Here is a 17,205-nt window from a genome sequence, read left to right as displayed (position 1 = left end):
TGTGGACAGGGGCGCACGATGAGGCGCGAGCGGAACGAGAAGCTGGCCGCTGCGATCGCGGAAACCGGCTGGTCGCAGCCGAAGGTCGCCGCTGCCCTCGTACGGGTTGCGGCCGAGGTCGGCGCCGTCGAGCTGCTCGGCACCAGCCGCTCGCACATCGCGATGTGGATCGCGGGAACGGAACCCTCCGGGCGGGCGCCCCTTATCTTGAGTGAGACGTTGTCCCGTCGGCTCCAACGCCCCATCACTCCCGCCGAGATCGGCCTCACCCCGCCGAAATGGGGTGCGGTCATGGCATCCGAATGGCACGTCGATACGGTGAGTGCGTTGGTGGATCTGGGGAGAAGCAACGTGGACCTGGAGCGACGCCGTGTGCTGGCCGGCACTGCCTACTCGGTGACCGGACTCGCCCTGCCTGGACAGACGTGGTGGGACGAGGCCCCCGAGCGTGCCCGATCGCGCTCCGCTTCGACGAGCCGGAGAGTCGGGACTGCCGAGATCAACGCGGTGAAGGAGATGACCGAGTTCTTCTCGAAGCGTGACCAACGCCAGGGCGGAGTGGACGGCCGGACAGCCCTCTACCAGTACATCTACGACGACGTCGCGACGTACGTCGGCGGTGTCTTCGCCAGTGACGAGACGCGCTGCCGCCTCTTCGCCGCCGCTGCCGAGCTGGTGTACGTCGCCGGCTGGATGAGCTTCGACGCGTCGCACCACGAGGCCGCCCGGCGCTACTTCACCCTGGCAGTGAAGCTGGCGGCCGAGGCCGAGGACGCACCAATGGCCGGCCACGTCCTGCGTGCCATGGCCCACCAGGCGACAGATCTCGGCCACCCCAAGGAAGCCGTGGACATCGCGACGGCCTCGGTCGAACACAAGCGGTACACCCTGGCGACTCCCCGCGAACGAGCCTTGCTAGGCGTCGTGCGGGCGCGGAGCCTGGCCACGGCCGGACAGCGCCACGAAGCGCGTGTAGCCCTCCTCCGGGCTGAGGACGACCTCGCAGCGGCAAAGCCCGGGGATGACGAGCCCGCCCGCGTCTGGTTCTTCTCCGAGGCCAGCCTGGCGCACGAAACAGCTCGCACGCTCTGGGCTCTCGGCGACCTCCAGGGAGCCCAGGACGAGTTCTGGCGCAGCGTCCACACGAGGAAGACCGACGCCTTCGGTCGCACTCACGTCGTGACCTTGGGATACCTGGGCGCCGCGCAGGCAAGTCAGGGCAACGTCGAGGCAGCGTGCAGCACTTGGGCCCAGGCCCTGGACGCCATAAACGGCGTCCATTCCGGTCGAGCCCGCGAGGCGGTGATCAACATGCGCCGGGTTCTCTCCCCGTACCGCAACCGTGGGATCAGCGCAGCGGCGGAGATCGACGAACGAGCCAAGGCCGTGCTCAGGCGAGTAGCCTGACCTCGCCATGACGATGGGGGCGCGCGGTGCGGACACGTACCGGACCATCCCATCTGGAGGGAAAGAAGGGGCAGCTGTGACCGCACAGTCCATCGAGGTGCCGATCGTCGCCACGGTTGTCGGGGGCCATCTGAAGGTCGGCGACGACTTCCAGGGCGGCGTGGAATCCATCATCCGGCTGCGCCCGGACTACCCCCTCGACACGTTGCAGGGGATCGAGGAGTTCTCGCATCTCCAGGTCACCTGGTACTTCTCCGAGGGCTCACCCAGCGACGTCGCGCTGCACGCCCGCAGCCCTCGCAACAACCCGGAGTGGCCGGCGACCGGAACGTTCGTACACCGCAACCACCGTCGCCCCGCCCGCATCGCGACGTCATTCCCGCGCCTGCTCGGAGTGGACGGGCGCGACCTCCACGTGACGGACCTCGACGCCGTCGACGGCACACCGGTCATCGACCTCGTGGCCGTGTTCAAGGAGATGCTCCCGCGCGGCCCTGTCACACAGCCTTCGTGGCCGACCGAGATGCTCCATGACTACTGGAGGGATGCGCGCGAGCGGTGAGCGAAAGATGATCCACGGCCTGGTCCGCGCCAGCACGGCCGAGCTCTACAGCTGCCCGCCCACCCCACGGAGCACGTCACCGACGGTCTGGCAGGAGTCGACTCTGTGCTGTGCGCGGCTGGCGCGTTCATCCGGGTCTCGCACGAAGAGAGCCTGCCGTCCCGGGTGGTAGGTGCTGACCACCTTCAGACTCCGTTCACGGACAACTCCGGGGTGCGTCTTGAGCAGGCGGCGCCACGCGTCCTGGGCTTCACTGCCCTGGAGAAGCACGACCTCGGCCTTCGGCATCAACCCCAGCAGCTGCTTCAGGACCTCGACGCCGGCCTGAAGCTCGGCCGCCTTCGGCGAGCGGTTGATGTACCAGGGGTAGGCGTTCCAGGGAGTGACGTCTCGCGGCGCGATCCCCGCCCCCTCGAAGAGCTGGACCTGAAGCTCCGCTGTCGGATCGTCGTTCTCCACGCACAGAAATCCGGAGCCGACACCCTCCTGTGTCTTGGGGCCCGGGTCCCGCAGGATCGACAGGGCGCGCGCCTCCACGCCCCCGTGCCAGGGGGCGACGTGCGGCATCCAGCCACGCTCGTCCTGGTCGCGCAAGGCGTCGACCATCTCATTGATCGGACGTACGTGAGAGGCGTAGCGCCCCTGCTCCTGCTCTACCCGGAACGCCTCGTCCCGCATTCGTCTCGCCACATTTCCTCCAACACCGGCTCACACCATCGCGGGGACCCTACCGGGAACGTCTGACACCGCAGACTGCTCGATCGACCCTGCCCACAGATGCCGGAGGACGAGTAGCGAAGGACGCGACGGAGGCTGCGGGCAGCTTCTGCTGTCGATGGGAAGTCCTGAGCATCACAGATGAGCTACACGCCACCTGGCCGTAGCTATTACGAGAACTGGGCCGAGGACTGTCAGATGCGCCTGGCACGATGCCTGGCATGAGCCCGACACCAGAGCTGACGCAGAGGACCCTGACCGCACGCGGCTTCCGCGGCTTCGTGCCGTTCCGTGAACTGCCCGACAGCAACGTCCCCACCGGGCACGGAATCTACGTGGTGATCCGCACGGACACCTCGCCCCCGTCGTTCCTCCCCACCAGCCCTGCCGGACACCTCAAAGGCCGCGACCCATCCGTGACCGCCGACAAGCTCGGCGATGCCTGGGTGGACGGGGCAACGGTCGTGTACATCGGCAAGGCCGCGGGCCAGGACGGACTGAACCAGCGGCTTGCCGACTACCGCCGCCACGGCACTGGTCTGCTGGCTGGCCATTGGGGCGGTCGCTACATCTGGCAGCTGGTCGACTCGGCTGCACTGCTCGTCGCCTGGCGGCCGATGACCGAGGCCAACGCGGGTGAGGCCGAGCAGGACCTGATCGACGAGTTCAAAGAACTCCACGGAGGAGCCCTGCCCTTCGCCAACCTCAGGAACAACGCCCGAAGGGCTCCAGGGATGGACACCAACATCGACTAAGCCGTGGAACCCGCGCTGCGCCAGAGGAACGAGTGGGCGGCGAGGCCGACGATGTCACCGGCTTCGTCCTCGACCAAGAGCGCGGACACCAGGGGTGGGGAGCCGAAGAGGGCCTCCTCCACCTGCGCCCGGCGTTCCTCGAACGGCTGGATCTACGTCGAGCTTGGTGGCGTCGTTGGCCACATCAGCGACGGCGTCAACCGGCAGCTCAGGTCAGCAACGCTTCTATGCGGGAGCGGATGGACGTGGCCCGGGGGTCGGTATAGGGGGTCAGGTGGGTCAGGGCCTCGATCCAGTGGCCACGGGCAGTCTCGGGGTCCTCCGGGTGAACGGCTGCGGCCAGGTGGTCGAGTTCCAGGGCGAGTTGCCAGGTGTCCCCTAGGTCGCGGTGAACGGCCGCGGCCTGGCGGTGGAAGGTGGTGGCCTCGCCGTGGCGGTCCATCGCGGCATACGTCTGGCCCGTGCCGCGCCAGGCCAGGGCTTCGCGGCTGCGGTCGCCGAGGCGTCGGTGGAGCATGGCGGAGCGCTGGTAGGAGGTCAGGGCGTCGCCGTGCTGGGCGGCGGTGCGCTGGATGTCGCCGAGGGTGAGGAGCCAGAAGCCTTCCCGGGTGTGGTCGCGGAGGGCGAGCGCGATGTCGAGCGCCTCGTCGATGGATCGCCGGGCGGCATCCGTGTCGCCCTCTTCGAGTCGCAGGGCGGCTGCGATCCGAAGGAGGTTGCCTTCACCGCCACGATTGGCCAGGGCCCGGTGCGCGGCAAGCGCCTCGTCGATGACCGAAGCGGCCTCGGGCAGGCGGCCGGCGCTCAGGCGAGTGCTGGCGATGTTGGACAGTGCGGTGGCGGTTCGTTGACCATTTCCCAGGTCTCGGAAGACGGACATGGCCTGCCCGAAATGCGCGTCCGCCAAGTCGAGTTCGCGCTGTCGTAGATGGATCAGGCCCATGAGGTTGAGGGCCTGGGCCTCGTCGAACCGGTTCTGCGAGCTGCGAGCCAACGTGACGGCTCGCTCCAGAGCGTCCAGGCCCTCGGAGAAGTTGTTCAGAGCCCTGTGCGCGATGCCCGTGTTGATGAGCAGCCGTGTCTGCGCTCTCTGGTCCTCTCGTCTTGTCGCTGCCTCCCATCCGATTCGGCCCAGTTCCAGCCAGTCCCGCTCCGACGAGGAGGCGGGGCGTGCGAACCACAGGATGGTGGCCAGCTGCCAAGCGGTCTCGTCCATTCCGTTTCGGGCGGCGTCGCGCACGGCGGGGAGGAAGTTGTCCTGTTCTCGTTCGGACCAGTCGACGGCGGCGTTGTAGTCGGTGAAGACGAGGGGCGTAACTTCCGGCAAGGGTCCGGGCAGTGGCAGGTGGTCCTCTGACGGATACAGCCACGTCTGGGCGGCGTCGGCGGTGTGGAGGTACCAGCTCAGGACGCGTCGTCGCGCAGCTTGCCTTTGGTCGGACGACTCCTCTGCCTGCGCAAGGTCGGTGGCGTACGCGCGTAGGAGGTCGTGGAACTGGAACCGGTCCGGAGCGGTCTGCTCCAGCAGGTGGGCCCCGACCAGATCGTCGAGTAGCTGGCGTGTTCGGCTGGGTGTGGCTTCGCCGAGGGCGGCGGCAGCGGGGAGGCTGAACGCCGCTCCAGGGTGCAGGCCAAGGAGGCGGAAGAGGCGGGCCGAGTGCGTGGGTAGAGCGCGGTAGGACCAGGTGAAGACCGAACGGATGGCTTCGGCCTCGTCATCGATGCCGGTGCTGAGGGCGTCCCAGAGGGCGGACTCGTCACGCAGATCGCTGATGAGATCGTCGAGTCGCATGTGCGGGTGGCTGGCGGCCCGTTCTGCGGCGATCCGCAGGGCAAGCGGCAGACGGGCGCACAGGCGCGCCAGTTCTGCCAGTTTGTCGCCGTCGTCCTCGGGTCGATAACCCCTCGTGACCGCGCGCAGCAGAGCGACTGCCTCCGGCTCCGGAAGCGTGCCAAGCGTGATCCTTTGGGCGCCGTCACGCACCGAGAGACCCGCCAGGCGGCTGCGGCTGGTGACCACAACGAGGCTGTCTCCTCCGCCGGGGAGCAGCGGCCGGACTTGGCTGACCGTGGCCGCATTGTCCAGGAGGATCAGGACCCGGCGGTCGGCGATCAGTGAGCGGTACATCGCTGCTGCGTCGTCGACGTCCTGGGGAACCTCGGCCGGGGCCACGCCCAGGGCCCGCAGGAAGCGCTGAAGTGCCTGCGCGGCTGTGACTGGTTCTCCGGGATCGTACCCGCGGAGGTTGACGAAGAGCTGGCCGTCGGGGAACTGGTCCTTGACCTGGTGCGCCCAGTGCAGGACCAGCGAGGTTTTGCCCGCGCCCGCCGTGCCGGCCACCACGTGAACGGAGACGACGACGCGCCCGCCGTTTCGGTCGGCAAGCACCGCGTTCAGCTGTCCCAGTTCGTCGAAGCGGTTGACGAAGGTGTTCACGTCGGCTGGGAGCTGGCGTGGGACGGGCCCCGATGGCCCCAAGGCGGCAGCGTGGTGGAAGTGGATGTCACCAGTGACGCTCCCGGCCTGTACGACATCACGAGACGACCCGGAGAGGTCGTTCTGCGAGTCTCCGGGTCGCCTGTTTCCCTCTGTAGGCACGTCGATCGATGCGCCCTGGTCAGGCCGCGGGCGGCGGAGGCAGGTCGGCCACGGCACGGTCGAAGTACGCCTGGACGTCCTCCGCAGCCGCGTACAGTTCCTGCAGATGCTCCGCCCAGTTCCTCACGGTGCTGGGATCGGTGAAGCGAATCGCCCCGTCCGGTTGACCGGCAGCGGTGTACAGCACACGGTAGAGAACCCGACTGTCCAGAAGGTTCAACTCCGGCAGCAGCGCATCGCCCTCCGCGGCGGCGACCGCGGAAGCAGGCAGGACGCGAACGGAATGCCCGCATTCCGCGCTCAGTCGTAGCCAGTGCAGCTCCCACTGCACATACGGCGTCAGCGGCTCCTCAACCACACGAATACGATGAAAGACCGCCCCGCGCGACACTTCATCCCTGGCCCTTCGAACCAAGGCGTCACGGTCGGCCTCGAACAGCCGCAACACTGCTGGCCAGTCCCCCTGACGCAGCGCCTCCCGGCTGTCGTCGTTCGTCTCCTCGAAGTGCTGCAACCGCTCCAGTTTCCAGGACTCCCCATCACGGATCGCGGCGCGCCGCTCCCGGAAGTCCCGCTTGTAGTCCTGGCGTGTGAGCCGCTCACCCAGCTCGTCCGGGAGCCCAGGAGCGAGGAGATCAAGCATCGGGAATGTCCACCTTCGCCGCACTCAGCATGTTGCCCGGGATGACGACCAACCGCTCGTCCGGCCCCAGGTTCACCTCGCTCGGCAGGCGCGACCGGTAGTGCGCGGTGAGATCGCGGCCGATCACGGCAACGTCACCGTTGCTCAGCTGCCAGATGTCCGGGCACTCGTCGTCGTCCTTGGAGTTGCCCAGCTCCGCCGCCGACTTACCGAGGCGCTTGACGAATAACGCAGACGGATCGGCTTCCCACGCGCGGGCCACGACTGCCTCCAGTATCCACAACATCACTGACAGTGTCCTCAACGATACCGGGCACATCTGGATGCGTACATCAGGAAAACCGCCAGTTCACGCAGCACTCCCCCAGCGGACGCGCGGACGTCCTGAGCTACCGCGCAATACCGCACGGGTGATCCGAGTCATACAGATGATGGGACGCAACCCCCCTGCGTCGACGGCATCCGAACCGGGGCTGCCCGGACGTCGCAAGGGTCGACCGAAGCCTTCAACTCTCCCGCGCGGGGGGAGCTGTAGGACTGTTGAAGGTGATGCCGGAGAAGTCCCGACCCTGGATCACCGGACCATACTGGGTACCGCCACTGACTGTGTTGGTCACCGAGCCCTCGGCCAACGCTGGAATCTGGCCACGCCACGAGTCCAGCGCGGCAGCGAACTCCGGGTCAACGGCCGCCCGCGCGGCGAGGGCGCCACTCAACGCTTCTGCCCGTGCCGGTTCGCCTGGCGCCTCGCTCATCGCCACCAACTCGGCCTCCCCGGGTGCCGGGGCTCCCGCCTGCCTGCCGAACGGTCTCCGCACCAACTCACTCAGCGTCGCCCAGGCCTGCCGACCCAGCTCGCCCCCGGCCCCGCCTGCCAGCGCCGCCAACACTCCCACCGATACCGGATCCAAGGCGTCTCCTCGACTACACGTTCCCGGTCTCATTTCGACTGACCCACGGTAGAGGCGCAACCATCCTCACCGCAGCCCGAATCTCTGAACCTTTCCAGACGCCGCTCACATGAGCCGAGTCGGACCACCCGCTACTGTCCGGGGCAGCAGACTGCACCGAGCCCGAGACGATGCCGCGCAGGCCCTGCGCGCGGCCGGCAGTTCAGCCGGTGACATAGACGAGCAAACCGCTAGTAGGCGGCAAGGCCGTGACTCTCGCTTCGGTCATCGTCCTGGCTCCCATCCCCTTGCTGGCGCCCCAGCCCCAGCAGCTTCAGCAGGTCGGCCGTCACCACTCGGTAGGCGTTCCCGAGCCGCAGAACCTTGACCGGGTACTCCCCTTGCTTGGCGAGTCCATAACCGGTGGACCGGCCGATCATCAACGCCCGATTCGAGGTGTCGAGGTCGATCACGGCAGGAAGGGCAAGCAGTTCGTCACCCGTCAGCCCTCGCGCCTCACGGACCAAGCCAGATGCCGTCATGATGCCCTCCTGGTGATTTATAGGTGTCACAGTGACGCCGAAGATGTATCACGTAGTTGCAGCGGCGCTTTATCGTTGCGTAAAGTGTCACCATGACCCCTGATCAATGGCCGACAGCGTTCACCGGTCGGATCGCCCAGCGCTTGCGGGACGCGCGCAAGGCCGCCGGCCTCACCATGGCCGAAGTCGCCCAGGGCTGCGCCGACCGCGGCTTGCCGGAGTTCACTGAGCACTCCATGAAGAACCTGGAATCCGGGCGCAAGACGAGCATCACCGTCGCGGACTTCGTCGTCCTGGCCGACGTGCTCGGCGTCCCGCCAGTGACCCTCCTCTTCCCCCTCGCTTCCTCGGCCACGGTCGAGGTCCTCCCAGGTAGGGAAGTGTCCACCTGGGACGCCGTCGCGTGGTTCACCGGCGAGACCCCCTTGGACCAGCCCGCAGCCGAAGGCACCGCCCGGGACGTCCTCGACGTCTTCCGCCATCACGGCGACCTGGTGACCGCTGCTACGTCCTCCAACGCCCTGGCCAGGGAACGGCGACGCGCGGCGAGCACCACGCTGGACCGGGCCCGCAGAGCCACCCTCCTGCAGCGTGCCGAAGGGTACGAAGAGCACGCCTTCGAGGACTGCCAGGAACTGCGCGCGTTCCGAGGCCGGATGCGCGAGCGCGACCTCACACCTCCAGCCCTGCCCGACGAGCTGGCCTTCGTCGACCAACCGGAAATACCGACCCACCCAGAGGACAGCGAGTGAAGAACGGCAACCTCATACGGCGGTGCCGCTGCATCGACCCGAAGACCAAGAAGGAGTACGGCGCCTCCTGCCCCAAGCTCAAGTCCTCCCGACGACACGGCACCTGGACCGCCTCCCAGGAACTCGACCCCGCACAGGACGGCCACCGCAGGCGGTTTCGTCGCGGCGGCTTCGAGACCTCCGCCAAGGCCCAGGAGGAACTGGACAAGGTCCGCGCCCTCATGGGCATTCCCGAGGAGGACGACGCCTGGGGCAAGACCCAGATCAGCGACCTCCTGGAGAACTGCGTCAAAGACAAGGACCCCGTCCCGGACTACGACGAGACCCGCCGCCGGTTCAAGACCGGGCAGACCCTCAACTCGAAGACCACCGTGGCGGAATGGCTCGACACCTGGCTCACTGGCCGCAAACGCCTGCGGCGCGGCGGGGCCACCCGCTACGAGCTGGATATCCGGGTCCACCTCAAGCCGCACCTGGGCCACCTTCGGCTCGACAAGCTGCGCGTCCACCACGTCGACGCGATGTTCAACGCGATCAATGAGCGCAACATCGAGATCCAGGAGCAGAACACCCAGCGCCGCTCGGTTCGCGACGAACTCAACGCGACCCCATGGAAGGGCGCGGAGAACCGGGCGCGACGCAAGTGGCTGCAGGCACAGCTCGACGCCATGCCGCCCTTCCGCCGGATCACTGGCCTCAATACCCAGCCGCATATCCGCGACACCCTGCGCGCCTCGCTGAACGTCGCCATCGCCCAGCAGGTCATGCCCGCATTCAATCCCGCCGCCCACGTCGAACTGCTGCCCGGCGCCAAACCGAAGGCCACCATCTGGAGCGACGAGCGCATCGCCCGCTGGCAGGAGACCGGCGAGAAGCCCTCACCGGTCATGGTCTGGACCCCCGAACAGACCGCCAGGTTCCTCGACTCGGTCGCCGACGACCGCCTGTACCTGTTCTGGCGGCTCATCGCCTTCCGGGGTACCCGGCGCGGCGAGGCATGCGGCGTCCGCTGGCAGGACCACTCGGCGAAAGCCCGATCCCTGGCCATCGCCACCCAACTCGTCCAGGACAACTGGGAGGTCCACGAAGGCGCACCCAAGACCGACAGCGGCGTCCGCCTCATCGCCCTCGACGACGAGACGCACCAGCTCCTGCTCGCCCACAAAGCCCGTCAGGAGCAGGAACGGGAAGTCTGGGGCGAGGGCTGGCAGGAGTCCGGCCGGATCTTCACCCAGGAGGACGGCTCCCTGCTCCACCCCGGCAAGGTCAGCGACCTCTTCGAGCGCCTCGTGGACGCCGCCAGCCTGCCGCCGATCCGCCTTCACGATCTTCGTCACGTCGCCGCCACGCTCATGCTCGCGGCCGGGGTCGACGTCAAGGTCGTCTCCGAGACCCTCGGCCACTCCGACACTCGCATCACCCGCGACACCTACCAGTCCGTCCTGGACGACCTCGCCCGCGACGCCGCCGAGAAGGTCACCCAGCTCGTCCCACACACCCGCAAGACTCTCTCCGTCGTCAAGGACCAAGTGCCGGTTACCGGCACCCGCAGGCCCCGGATGATCCCGCCCCGCAAGGGCAGCCCAGCAGAAGACGAACGCACCGCCTGACTACCACCAGGCAGCAAGGAGCCCCGGCCAGCAGGGGACCTTGGACGCTGAGGTGAAAACCTCCCGCAGTTGAACGTCAGGCTGCGGGAGGTTTTCACCTCAGCGTCCACTGCGGGCAGAAGGGCTTCGTGAGTACCCGAGAAGAGCCACCTGGGCGGCAGCCGGTCAAAGCCCACCGGGGAGCCTCCTCACCCCCACCCTGACGAGGTCATGCCTGGTCCCATGCTGGACCTGCCGGCAGCTCACCGCATCCGCACCCCGGGTTTATCTGCACCTGTCAAGCTCCGCTGCTGGTAGCAGCTATGAAAGCTGTACAGGCACGTCAGGCACGGTCAGTGCGGTCTCTTGTCGACGTCACTGTGTGGGTCGGGGGGGCGACCGAAGTACCACCCGAAGAGGTCGCGAAGCGCCGATCAACGGGCCCTCGCGCTGCCGCAGTGTCGCCCGTGCTCTCTCGGGAATACGGCCTTCGGCAGTGGCACTAGGTGGCCGTGGGTGATGATTCAGCGCATGGATACGGAGATCACAGTGGCTCTGATTGGTGCCGCTGGCGTGTGCGGCACGATTGCGGGCACGGTCGTGGGCGCGCGGATCCAAGCTCACGGCGGACATGCTCAGGCTCAGGCGGCACGAGATGCTGCAGATACCGCGGCCCAGTCCGCGCGGCGACAAGCTCTACACGACCTTCGTTGGACGACTCTCACGGCACTCCTACGGGCGGCTGCTGAGTGCATGGAGGCGACGGAACATCTGTTCATCTCGTCGCAAGCACGGGCGGACGCGGAGCGGGCGGAGATCGAACGGACCCATCACACGTTCCGCCTCGTCTACGCCGAGGCTGAGCTGGCTACACCGCCCGGCCTGGAGGATGCGCTCAGGCACATGAACAGGGCGGTTATGGGGGCGTATCAGGCGGGCAAGACGCGGGCCCCGACGGAGCGAGCCCTTCGAGCGCTGGAGGAACTGACTCAAGAAGGTGATCCTGCGGCGGTGCGGGCGAAAGAGTGCCTCATCCGACTGCGCGCGGCAGGGGCGCCCCTCTGGAGCCCGTACCGGGGAAGTCCGCCCCCCGAGTATGCGGAGGTGATCGAGGCGCTGTACGCGGTTCCCCGACTTGACCGCTCGCAGGTGCGGTTACTGCTGGGAAGCGCAGCGGTCCCGCATGAATTCGAGCGTAACCCCCACGACAACGTGCGCGGTGCGCGGCAGGAATGGGCCGAGCGCCGGAACGCCTACCCGGATGCGCGGCGGGAACTGATCGCTGCCGCCCGGGAGGCAATGAGCACGGACGAAGCGTAGGCCGACCGGGACGTGCCGCCCGGAGGTCCTCCCCGCGCTGCGTCCCCGTCCTCGACGACCAGACGACCAGACGACCAGGACGCGGAGCGGGGTGGCCGGCGAGTAGACCCGGCCCGCCGTGCGGTGGGTCACCGCACGGCCGGACGTATTCGCGTGCGGGCCGTGCGGTACTGGTTGCCCTCGCCCGGCTTGAAGCACGAACGTCTTCTTGGCGGCCGGGTTTATCTACAGCTGTCAAGTAGAAGCCCAGGTTGAAAGCTTCCTGGGGTTCAGGCACGTACGGCACCTGTACACGGCGTCACAGCAGGTGGTCGCCGTTCGCCGCGGCCGAGCCTCCAGCGACGCACCTCCTGTCACTCACCCCAACCCACACCACGACGTCGCCCACGCCGACGACCACCTCGCCGACGCCCACGCACTCGACGACATGTCCCACACTGGCCGCGCCCGGCCCGTCGACACCAACGCCGGGCGTTACCCCCTCCACTCCGACCCAACCGACGAGCCCTCAGCCGACGACATGCACGACCACCCACACGGTCGCGGAAGGTGACTGGCTGTCGAAACTAGCCTCACGTAGCTGGGCGACGTGAACGGGTGGCGGGAGATCTGCAACGCCAGTCAGGCAGCAATCAAGGCCGCAGCGCGTGACCACGGATACCCGAACAGCAGAGCGGAGACCTGATCTTGTTACTTCAAATACAGCCACGCTGTAGGGTGCGGATCGGGAAGTCTCTGCAGTGCTTGCTCGAAGGCATCCACGCGAGGATCCGAATCCATGTTACTCGGAACAATCAAGCTGCGGAGCGTTTGCCAGCTCGCTGAATAGCATGTGCACACCTGGCGGACGGTTGCCGACCGCATCGACGTTGCCCCGTCCGCATCAGCTTCTTCCGCGTTGCGAAGCCAAACCGCGCTGGATTTGATGGGCGACGGAGAAGTATTATCTATCGGCTTCAGGAGTTTGCCCAGCAGCGTGAGCCGATCGTCCAGACCGTCGATACGTCTCCGAGCACTCTCGGGCTGGCCCCATTCCTCATCGTCATCCAGAACGTCATTGAACTCCGGTACCCTGGTAGGAAGCTCCACCAGTAGAGATGGGTCGGCAATCTCCTGGACCTTCTGCAACAATCTCTCTCGATCGGGCCAGTTCCGGGCCTGACTGCTCGCTACGCGGTGTATGAATTCCCAAACAAGTTCTTCATCCTCGAACCACTTGATTGCGTCGTGGGTGTCCACAGGGTCTTGGGAGCTTCTGTTATGCCAGGTCAACTCCATCACATTGGCGAGATCTCTCAATAGTTGACTATTATTCATAGCCATCTCGATGTGAATCGGCCTTGGGTCCTCGAAACGCCTTCGGTCAGGGGTGGGGTGCGGATAGGCTTCGCGTTCGAAGCGTGCCAAGTGTGGAATCTGGTCTTCTGTCCGCAGTTGAGCAAGGTCGGGGTCCTCAGCGAGCATCCAAGACCGCTGCAGCATCACGAAGCTGCTTTCGGCGCCTCGTACGGCATTCTCCAACTCCTTGTAAGCCAGGCGGGCGAGTCTGTCGCGGCTCCCGTCGATTCCGGGGGCACTCATAGCAATGGCGTACACGCAGGCCGCGTTGTAGTGCTCTTGCCAATGACGATGACGCTCCCCCAAAAACACCTTCCGGGCGCTCTTCACACGATTTTCCAGATTGGTCGGCACCCATGTCCTCAGATTTACCGCGCACCTAACATAGGTGCGGTAATCGCGAAGCCAGTCATAAAAACTTCGCCGTGGTGGTATTAGGAGCAATATCCGTCCCCCCGGAGGCAGACTGCTTGAGATCGAGAGGGGAGACGTGAGTGTTCTCTGCGCCAACTGGGACGCCTGGTATGCCGACCAGGCGTCGTAGGAAGACCATCCAAGTCTGAGTGGGGCCCACACCTTCTGATTAATGCGGAGCGTGGCTCGGGTGAAGGCCTTTCTGTCCGCGCGGAGGCTAGGGTAGAAACGAGCGACGGTGTAGTCCTGTGTGAGGCGTCGAATCTCTTGCAGGCATGCGAGTTTAACCTGGCGGAACGAGTTCCGCGACAGCGCGCCAGTATCGCTCCTCGAAGGCCGGCGTCAGCGCCTGTCGGATCTGCTCACGTGCTTCAGCACGGTGCTGGTGGATGTCGTCGTCAGGATCGTGGCACCACTGACGAGCTGTCCTCTCCGAGGTACCGAGGACGACAGCGTACCTGTAGCGGGCCTGCAGCAACCCGGACCGTTGTCGCCAGTGCCAGAGGTAAGTGAGTCGCCGCCTTCCAAATCGGGCGGCTCCTAGCCGGGTGTCATCCTCCTCGGTGCTCAGCCTGCCGAGCGTGAGTGCCCCGTGGTAGGTCTCGAGAGCGTCGAGATACAAGCCCAACTTCTCCTGAATTGCAGCAATCTGGGTCCGCAGGAACAAGTTTGTTGGGTCCCATCGGGACGCTTTGTAAAACTCATGTAGAGCCTCATCGAACTTTCGCTCGCGACTCAGTACCCTGCCCTTCTGATACGCGGCGAACAGTTCCGGGGGGAGGGACCGTCCCTGCCAGGATTGCCACGGCGGGTTCTTGCTTGCTCGAGTGACGGGAAGAATTGTCGCCATCACCCAACAACCCGCCTCGTGCACAGCCTCCTCCCATGTGGATTCCCAGGTCGTGTGCGCGCGGCTGCCGCGGGTTGCGAAGGAGGTAACGGTCACCGTCACTCCATAACAGCGTTTCTGATCATGCGTTGCGCACTGCAACACGCCGCTGACACGGTAGGCGACCTTGGGCCGCAGGCGACTAAACAAGTGCAGCAGGCTTGTCCCGAGCTTTCCGGACTCGAGGTTCACGTCTCCGAGCAAATCCAGAAAGATCTCAGCCGGTGCTTCTGCGGGCAGGACTGTCGGAGGATATAGGTCCGTCTCTGACAGGTGCTTACGGAATCTGGCGGTCAGGTCCGCGACCCGCGGCTTCGATGTCCCCTCCGGAGTGGCGTCGATGAGCGGCTGTACGTCCACCGGGCCAGGCCTGTAAGCATTGCCAGCAAGCAGCACGCGCCGCAGCGCCCAGAAGAAGGCCATCAACAGAGCTAGACACGCCAACCGAGTGCTCAGCGGCGCCCCGGTGGCGCTGTTCGTCATCACCTGCGCTGCGCCACTGAAGACCTGCGCAACCATGTTCCAGACGCCCTGGACCCACTTGGGCCAGTCGTGTTCCGCCGCCCAACGTGGGGCTTCGTCGTTGTGGCCGATCCACCACAGGGCCGCAATTAGGCACAGGAAAATCAGGCCAGCTCCCAGTATCCGAGGAACAGGCCGGCGCAGGGGCAGCGGCGAGTGCTCGGCTGTTGAGGACTGTCTGCGAAGGGAGGTCATGTCAGCCTCCAGGCTGATGACGCTCTTCGAATTTCCCCACCCTGCTAAGGGGTTCCCCAGACCTGCTCACCTTGCCTCCCCACCCACAGGCAGCTGACCTGCCGACGGACGCCACAAGGGAGGGGCCGCCCGATAGCCAGCCAGGTCCAGGGGCGGGGCGAGCCGTCCAGGGTGAGCGAAGCTCATCGCGGAGCGACGCCGAAGGCGCACTTGACGGGGCGTCACGGCCCGCACACTCGACGAGCGGGCGGCCCTGGTCCTCGTTGCCAACAGCAACCGAGTGGGGAACGAAGAGCAGCTCTGGCCGTTTTCAATCAAAGATCCTCATCAAGGCTCCGTAGCCCGGCAGCTAAAAGTCTTCCATGCCTCGTTGAGCAGGCAAGTCGATCACTTCAATTGCTCGCATCGCTCAAGGTCAGACCCACTCGTGAACGCCCCAGGAACGCCCGGACGTCCTCCACCGCCTGGCCCGTATCACGCCTCGTGTTGGCCCGCGACACATAGCCGAGGTGGGGCGTGGTGGGCAGGCGGGGAGCCGTCCGCATCGGGTGGTCTGCAGGAAGGAGTTCTGCGTCGAAGAGGTCGACGCCTGCGAACGGCGATGGAGCCCTCGTGTAGGGCGGCCCGGTCGACGATCGCGGCGCGTGAGGTGTTGATGCGGCATCACCCGGCGCGTACGCGACCACCCCGCTGTCTGCCGTAACGCTCTCCTTAACTGATCCCCTCCGGGCCTGGGCGGCGCGCTGGCGAGGACACACGCTCGCCCACCACAAGAAGCGCACGAAGCCCCGCCGAACGGGATAAATAACAAACAGGGCTTGCCAGTTATGGCCCGGTGACCTGGTTCTCGGACCGGATCATGCGTCGCAGGCTGGTCCGCGCGCTGATCAGATCGTCCTCAGCGTCGGCGAGCTTGCCCGTCAGCTCCTCGACCTGGGTCAGGGCCTCGGCGAGGTCGTCTTGCAGCTTCCGGTTCTCCGCGGTGAGTTCGTCCACCCGTGCGCCGAGGTCGGCGGCGCCGAGTTGGTCGAGTTGCTGGCCCAGGCTCCGGCGGACCGCCGCTTTGAGCCGCTCGACCTCGGCGCGCAGGCGCCGGTTCTCCTCGCGCACGATCTCCTGCTCGACCTTCCAGCCGGCAGGGGCCTTTGCTTGGCCGCGGGCTTCGCCGCGCGCGATGCGGGACTGGCGCGGCGAGCGGCTTCTATGTGTTCGCGTACGCCGTCTGCGTAGACCAGCCAGTGTGAGACATTCGCGGCGCGGGCCACTCCCATGAAGGTGACCGGTTCTTCGTCGGCGACGAGCTGGTCGACGATGGACAGGACCCTGGCGCGCTTGGTACGCGAATCCTTCTGCCGGGCGTCGCGAAGGACCTGCGCGGGCGTACGGGGCTCACTCATTGGACGTGCTCCTAGCGGGGACGGTGGGAACGGGAAAGACCGGAAGCGGGGCTGCGGCGCGGACCTTGCGCAGCACCGCGGATGCTCCTTCGATGTGGCGCCGTTCGTCCTCGGGCATCGCGGCGAGCTTGGTGCGGATGCCGACAACGACGGACTGGTAGGAGTCGATCTGGTCGGTGATGTTGCGGATGACGAACTCGGCGGCCTGCATGGCGCGAGCGGTCTCCCGGTCCGCTTTGAGCGCGCGGATGTGGTCTTCGACGGCCGGGAGGAATGAGGGGTCGGGGCGGTAGAAGCCGCAGCCGGAACACTGGAACCGGATCGGGCAACTCCCGCCGCCGGCCTTCACGTTCGACGGTTCGGTGCAGTTGCCGAACGGCACGGCCACCGAGTGCGCTTCGTACGCCGTGGCCGACGAGGTCGGCGCCGCCTGCCCAGAGCGGTCCACGACGTGGAGCCGCATCGTCTCGACAGCCTTGCGGCGCCGCTCGAGAGAGACCCGTAGAGGGAGGTCGTCGAGGCGTGCTCGTGGCCGACCTGGTCCTGGATTATCTTGAGTTCGCTCGCTCGACAGGCCGTTACTGAGGTTGAACTCGCTATGGCGGGTGGGGATCTGACGTTTCATGATTGTTGCGGTATGCCGGAGGTATGCGGTATGCGCAGGGCGGTGGGCT

General features: G+C 66.4%; 16 protein-coding genes and 1 pseudogene. 6 read left to right on the top strand and 11 right to left on the bottom strand.

Features of this window, described 5'->3' with window-relative positions; all coding sequences use genetic code 11:
• Positions 1-18 precede the first annotated feature (18 nt).
• Positions 19-1,407, top strand: a complete 1,389-nt coding sequence (locus ACWD3C_RS21380; protein ID WP_451146123.1) for a Tat pathway signal protein — start codon at positions 19-21, stop codon at positions 1,405-1,407.
• A 76-nt stretch (positions 1,408-1,483) separates the two neighbouring features.
• Positions 1,484-1,969, top strand: coding sequence for a TrmO family methyltransferase domain-containing protein (locus ACWD3C_RS21375; RefSeq protein WP_451146121.1), 486 nt, complete (start codon positions 1,484-1,486; stop codon positions 1,967-1,969).
• A gap of 45 nt (positions 1,970-2,014) precedes the next feature.
• Here ACWD3C_RS21375 and ACWD3C_RS21370 read toward each other — a convergent pair whose 3' ends face one another.
• The gene (locus ACWD3C_RS21370) at positions 2,015-2,659 is read right to left on the bottom strand and encodes a uracil-DNA glycosylase (RefSeq protein ID WP_451146119.1); all 645 of its coding nucleotides are present in this window, start codon (positions 2,657-2,659) and stop codon (positions 2,015-2,017) included.
• 248 nt (positions 2,660-2,907) lie between these two features.
• Here ACWD3C_RS21370 and ACWD3C_RS21365 point away from each other — a divergent pair, with 248 nt between their 5' ends.
• Complete coding sequence (locus ACWD3C_RS21365) at positions 2,908-3,441, top strand: hypothetical protein (RefSeq protein WP_451146117.1); 534 nt, start codon at positions 2,908-2,910, stop codon at positions 3,439-3,441.
• On the opposite strand, the gene ACWD3C_RS21360 is transcribed toward ACWD3C_RS21365, so the two are convergent.
• The 5 genes from ACWD3C_RS21360 to ACWD3C_RS21340 all read right to left on the bottom strand — a co-directional run bounded on the left by ACWD3C_RS21360 (position 3,438) and on the right by ACWD3C_RS21340 (position 8,115).
• Entirely contained in the window at positions 3,438-3,563 is a 126-nt protein-coding gene (locus ACWD3C_RS21360; protein ID WP_451146115.1) for a hypothetical protein, read from the bottom strand. The genes ACWD3C_RS21365 and ACWD3C_RS21360 overlap by 4 nt on opposite strands.
• A gap of 86 nt (positions 3,564-3,649) precedes the next feature.
• Positions 3,650-5,878: an ATP-binding protein gene (locus ACWD3C_RS21355; RefSeq protein WP_451146113.1), complete on the bottom strand. Its 2,229-nt coding sequence runs from the start codon at positions 5,876-5,878 to the stop codon at positions 3,650-3,652.
• Positions 5,879-6,059: 181 nt separating this feature from the next.
• Positions 6,060-6,683 (bottom strand): DUF6879 family protein, encoded by a 624-nt coding sequence (locus ACWD3C_RS21350; RefSeq protein ID WP_451146111.1) that lies wholly within the window; start codon positions 6,681-6,683, stop codon positions 6,060-6,062.
• Entirely contained in the window at positions 6,676-6,945 is a 270-nt protein-coding gene (locus ACWD3C_RS21345; RefSeq protein WP_067020178.1) for a hypothetical protein, read from the bottom strand. Before ACWD3C_RS21345 ends, ACWD3C_RS21350 begins: the two co-directional genes overlap by 8 nt.
• An 879-nt stretch (positions 6,946-7,824) precedes the next feature.
• Positions 7,825-8,115, bottom strand: a complete 291-nt coding sequence (locus tag ACWD3C_RS21340) for a hypothetical protein (RefSeq protein ID WP_451146109.1) — start codon at positions 8,113-8,115, stop codon at positions 7,825-7,827.
• A gap of 92 nt (positions 8,116-8,207) precedes the next feature.
• Here ACWD3C_RS21340 and ACWD3C_RS21335 point away from each other — a divergent pair, with 92 nt between their 5' ends.
• The 3 genes from ACWD3C_RS21335 to ACWD3C_RS21325 all read left to right on the top strand — a co-directional run bounded on the left by ACWD3C_RS21335 (position 8,208) and on the right by ACWD3C_RS21325 (position 11,776).
• Positions 8,208-8,867: a helix-turn-helix domain-containing protein gene (locus ACWD3C_RS21335; protein ID WP_451146107.1), complete on the top strand. Its 660-nt coding sequence runs from the start codon at positions 8,208-8,210 to the stop codon at positions 8,865-8,867.
• Entirely contained in the window at positions 8,864-10,477 is a 1,614-nt protein-coding gene (locus tag ACWD3C_RS21330; protein ID WP_451146105.1) for a tyrosine-type recombinase/integrase, read from the top strand. The genes ACWD3C_RS21335 and ACWD3C_RS21330 overlap by 4 nt, the downstream gene beginning before the upstream one ends.
• A gap of 732 nt (positions 10,478-11,209) precedes the next feature.
• Entirely contained in the window at positions 11,210-11,776 is a 567-nt protein-coding gene (locus ACWD3C_RS21325; protein WP_451146103.1) for a hypothetical protein, read from the top strand.
• Between the two features lie 690 nt (positions 11,777-12,466).
• On the opposite strand, the gene ACWD3C_RS21320 is transcribed toward ACWD3C_RS21325, so the two are convergent.
• From ACWD3C_RS21320 to ACWD3C_RS21300, 5 genes and pseudogenes are all read right to left on the bottom strand, one after another.
• Entirely contained in the window at positions 12,467-13,468 is a 1,002-nt protein-coding gene (locus ACWD3C_RS21320) for a hypothetical protein (RefSeq protein WP_451146101.1), read from the bottom strand.
• A gap of 343 nt (positions 13,469-13,811) precedes the next feature.
• Positions 13,812-15,134 (bottom strand): hypothetical protein, encoded by a 1,323-nt coding sequence (locus ACWD3C_RS21315; RefSeq protein ID WP_451146099.1) that lies wholly within the window; start codon positions 15,132-15,134, stop codon positions 13,812-13,814.
• Positions 15,135-15,526: 392 nt separating this feature from the next.
• Positions 15,527-15,791: pseudogene (locus tag ACWD3C_RS21310) on the bottom strand (NAD(P)-dependent oxidoreductase); the annotation flags it as partial.
• Between the two features lie 168 nt (positions 15,792-15,959).
• Positions 15,960-16,244: a hypothetical protein gene (locus ACWD3C_RS21305; protein ID WP_451146097.1), complete on the bottom strand. Its 285-nt coding sequence runs from the start codon at positions 16,242-16,244 to the stop codon at positions 15,960-15,962.
• A 279-nt stretch (positions 16,245-16,523) separates the two neighbouring features.
• On the bottom strand, positions 16,524-17,156 hold the full coding sequence (locus ACWD3C_RS21300; protein ID WP_451146095.1) for a hypothetical protein: 633 nt from the start codon (positions 17,154-17,156) through the stop codon (positions 16,524-16,526).
• Positions 17,157-17,205: the final 49 nt, after the last annotated feature.

It is taken from the genome of Streptomyces sp. NPDC002845, assembly GCF_053591955.1.
Note: the sequence above shows the minus strand (reverse complement) of the source record. Positions and strands in the feature narration are given on the sequence as shown.

Excerpts from the sequence above, each read along its gene's own strand:
- ACWD3C_RS21335 (WP_451146107.1), top strand. The coding sequence starts at position 8,208 with ATGACCCCTGATCAATGGCCGACAGCGTTCACCGGTCGGATCGCCCAG.
- ACWD3C_RS21325 (WP_451146103.1), top strand. The coding sequence starts at position 11,210 with ATGGAGGCGACGGAACATCTGTTCATCTCGTCGCAAGCACGGGCGGAC.
- ACWD3C_RS21350 (WP_451146111.1), bottom strand. The coding sequence starts at position 6,683 with ATGCTTGATCTCCTCGCTCCTGGGCTCCCGGACGAGCTGGGTGAGCGG.
- ACWD3C_RS21315 (WP_451146099.1), bottom strand. The coding sequence starts at position 15,134 with ATGACCTCCCTTCGCAGACAGTCCTCAACAGCCGAGCACTCGCCGCTG.
- ACWD3C_RS21365 (WP_451146117.1), top strand. The coding sequence starts at position 2,908 with ATGAGCCCGACACCAGAGCTGACGCAGAGGACCCTGACCGCACGCGGC.
- ACWD3C_RS21380 (WP_451146123.1), top strand. The coding sequence starts at position 19 with ATGAGGCGCGAGCGGAACGAGAAGCTGGCCGCTGCGATCGCGGAAACC.
- ACWD3C_RS21300 (WP_451146095.1), bottom strand. The coding sequence starts at position 17,156 with ATGAAACGTCAGATCCCCACCCGCCATAGCGAGTTCAACCTCAGTAAC.
- ACWD3C_RS21340 (WP_451146109.1), bottom strand. The coding sequence starts at position 8,115 with ATGACGGCATCTGGCTTGGTCCGTGAGGCGCGAGGGCTGACGGGTGAC.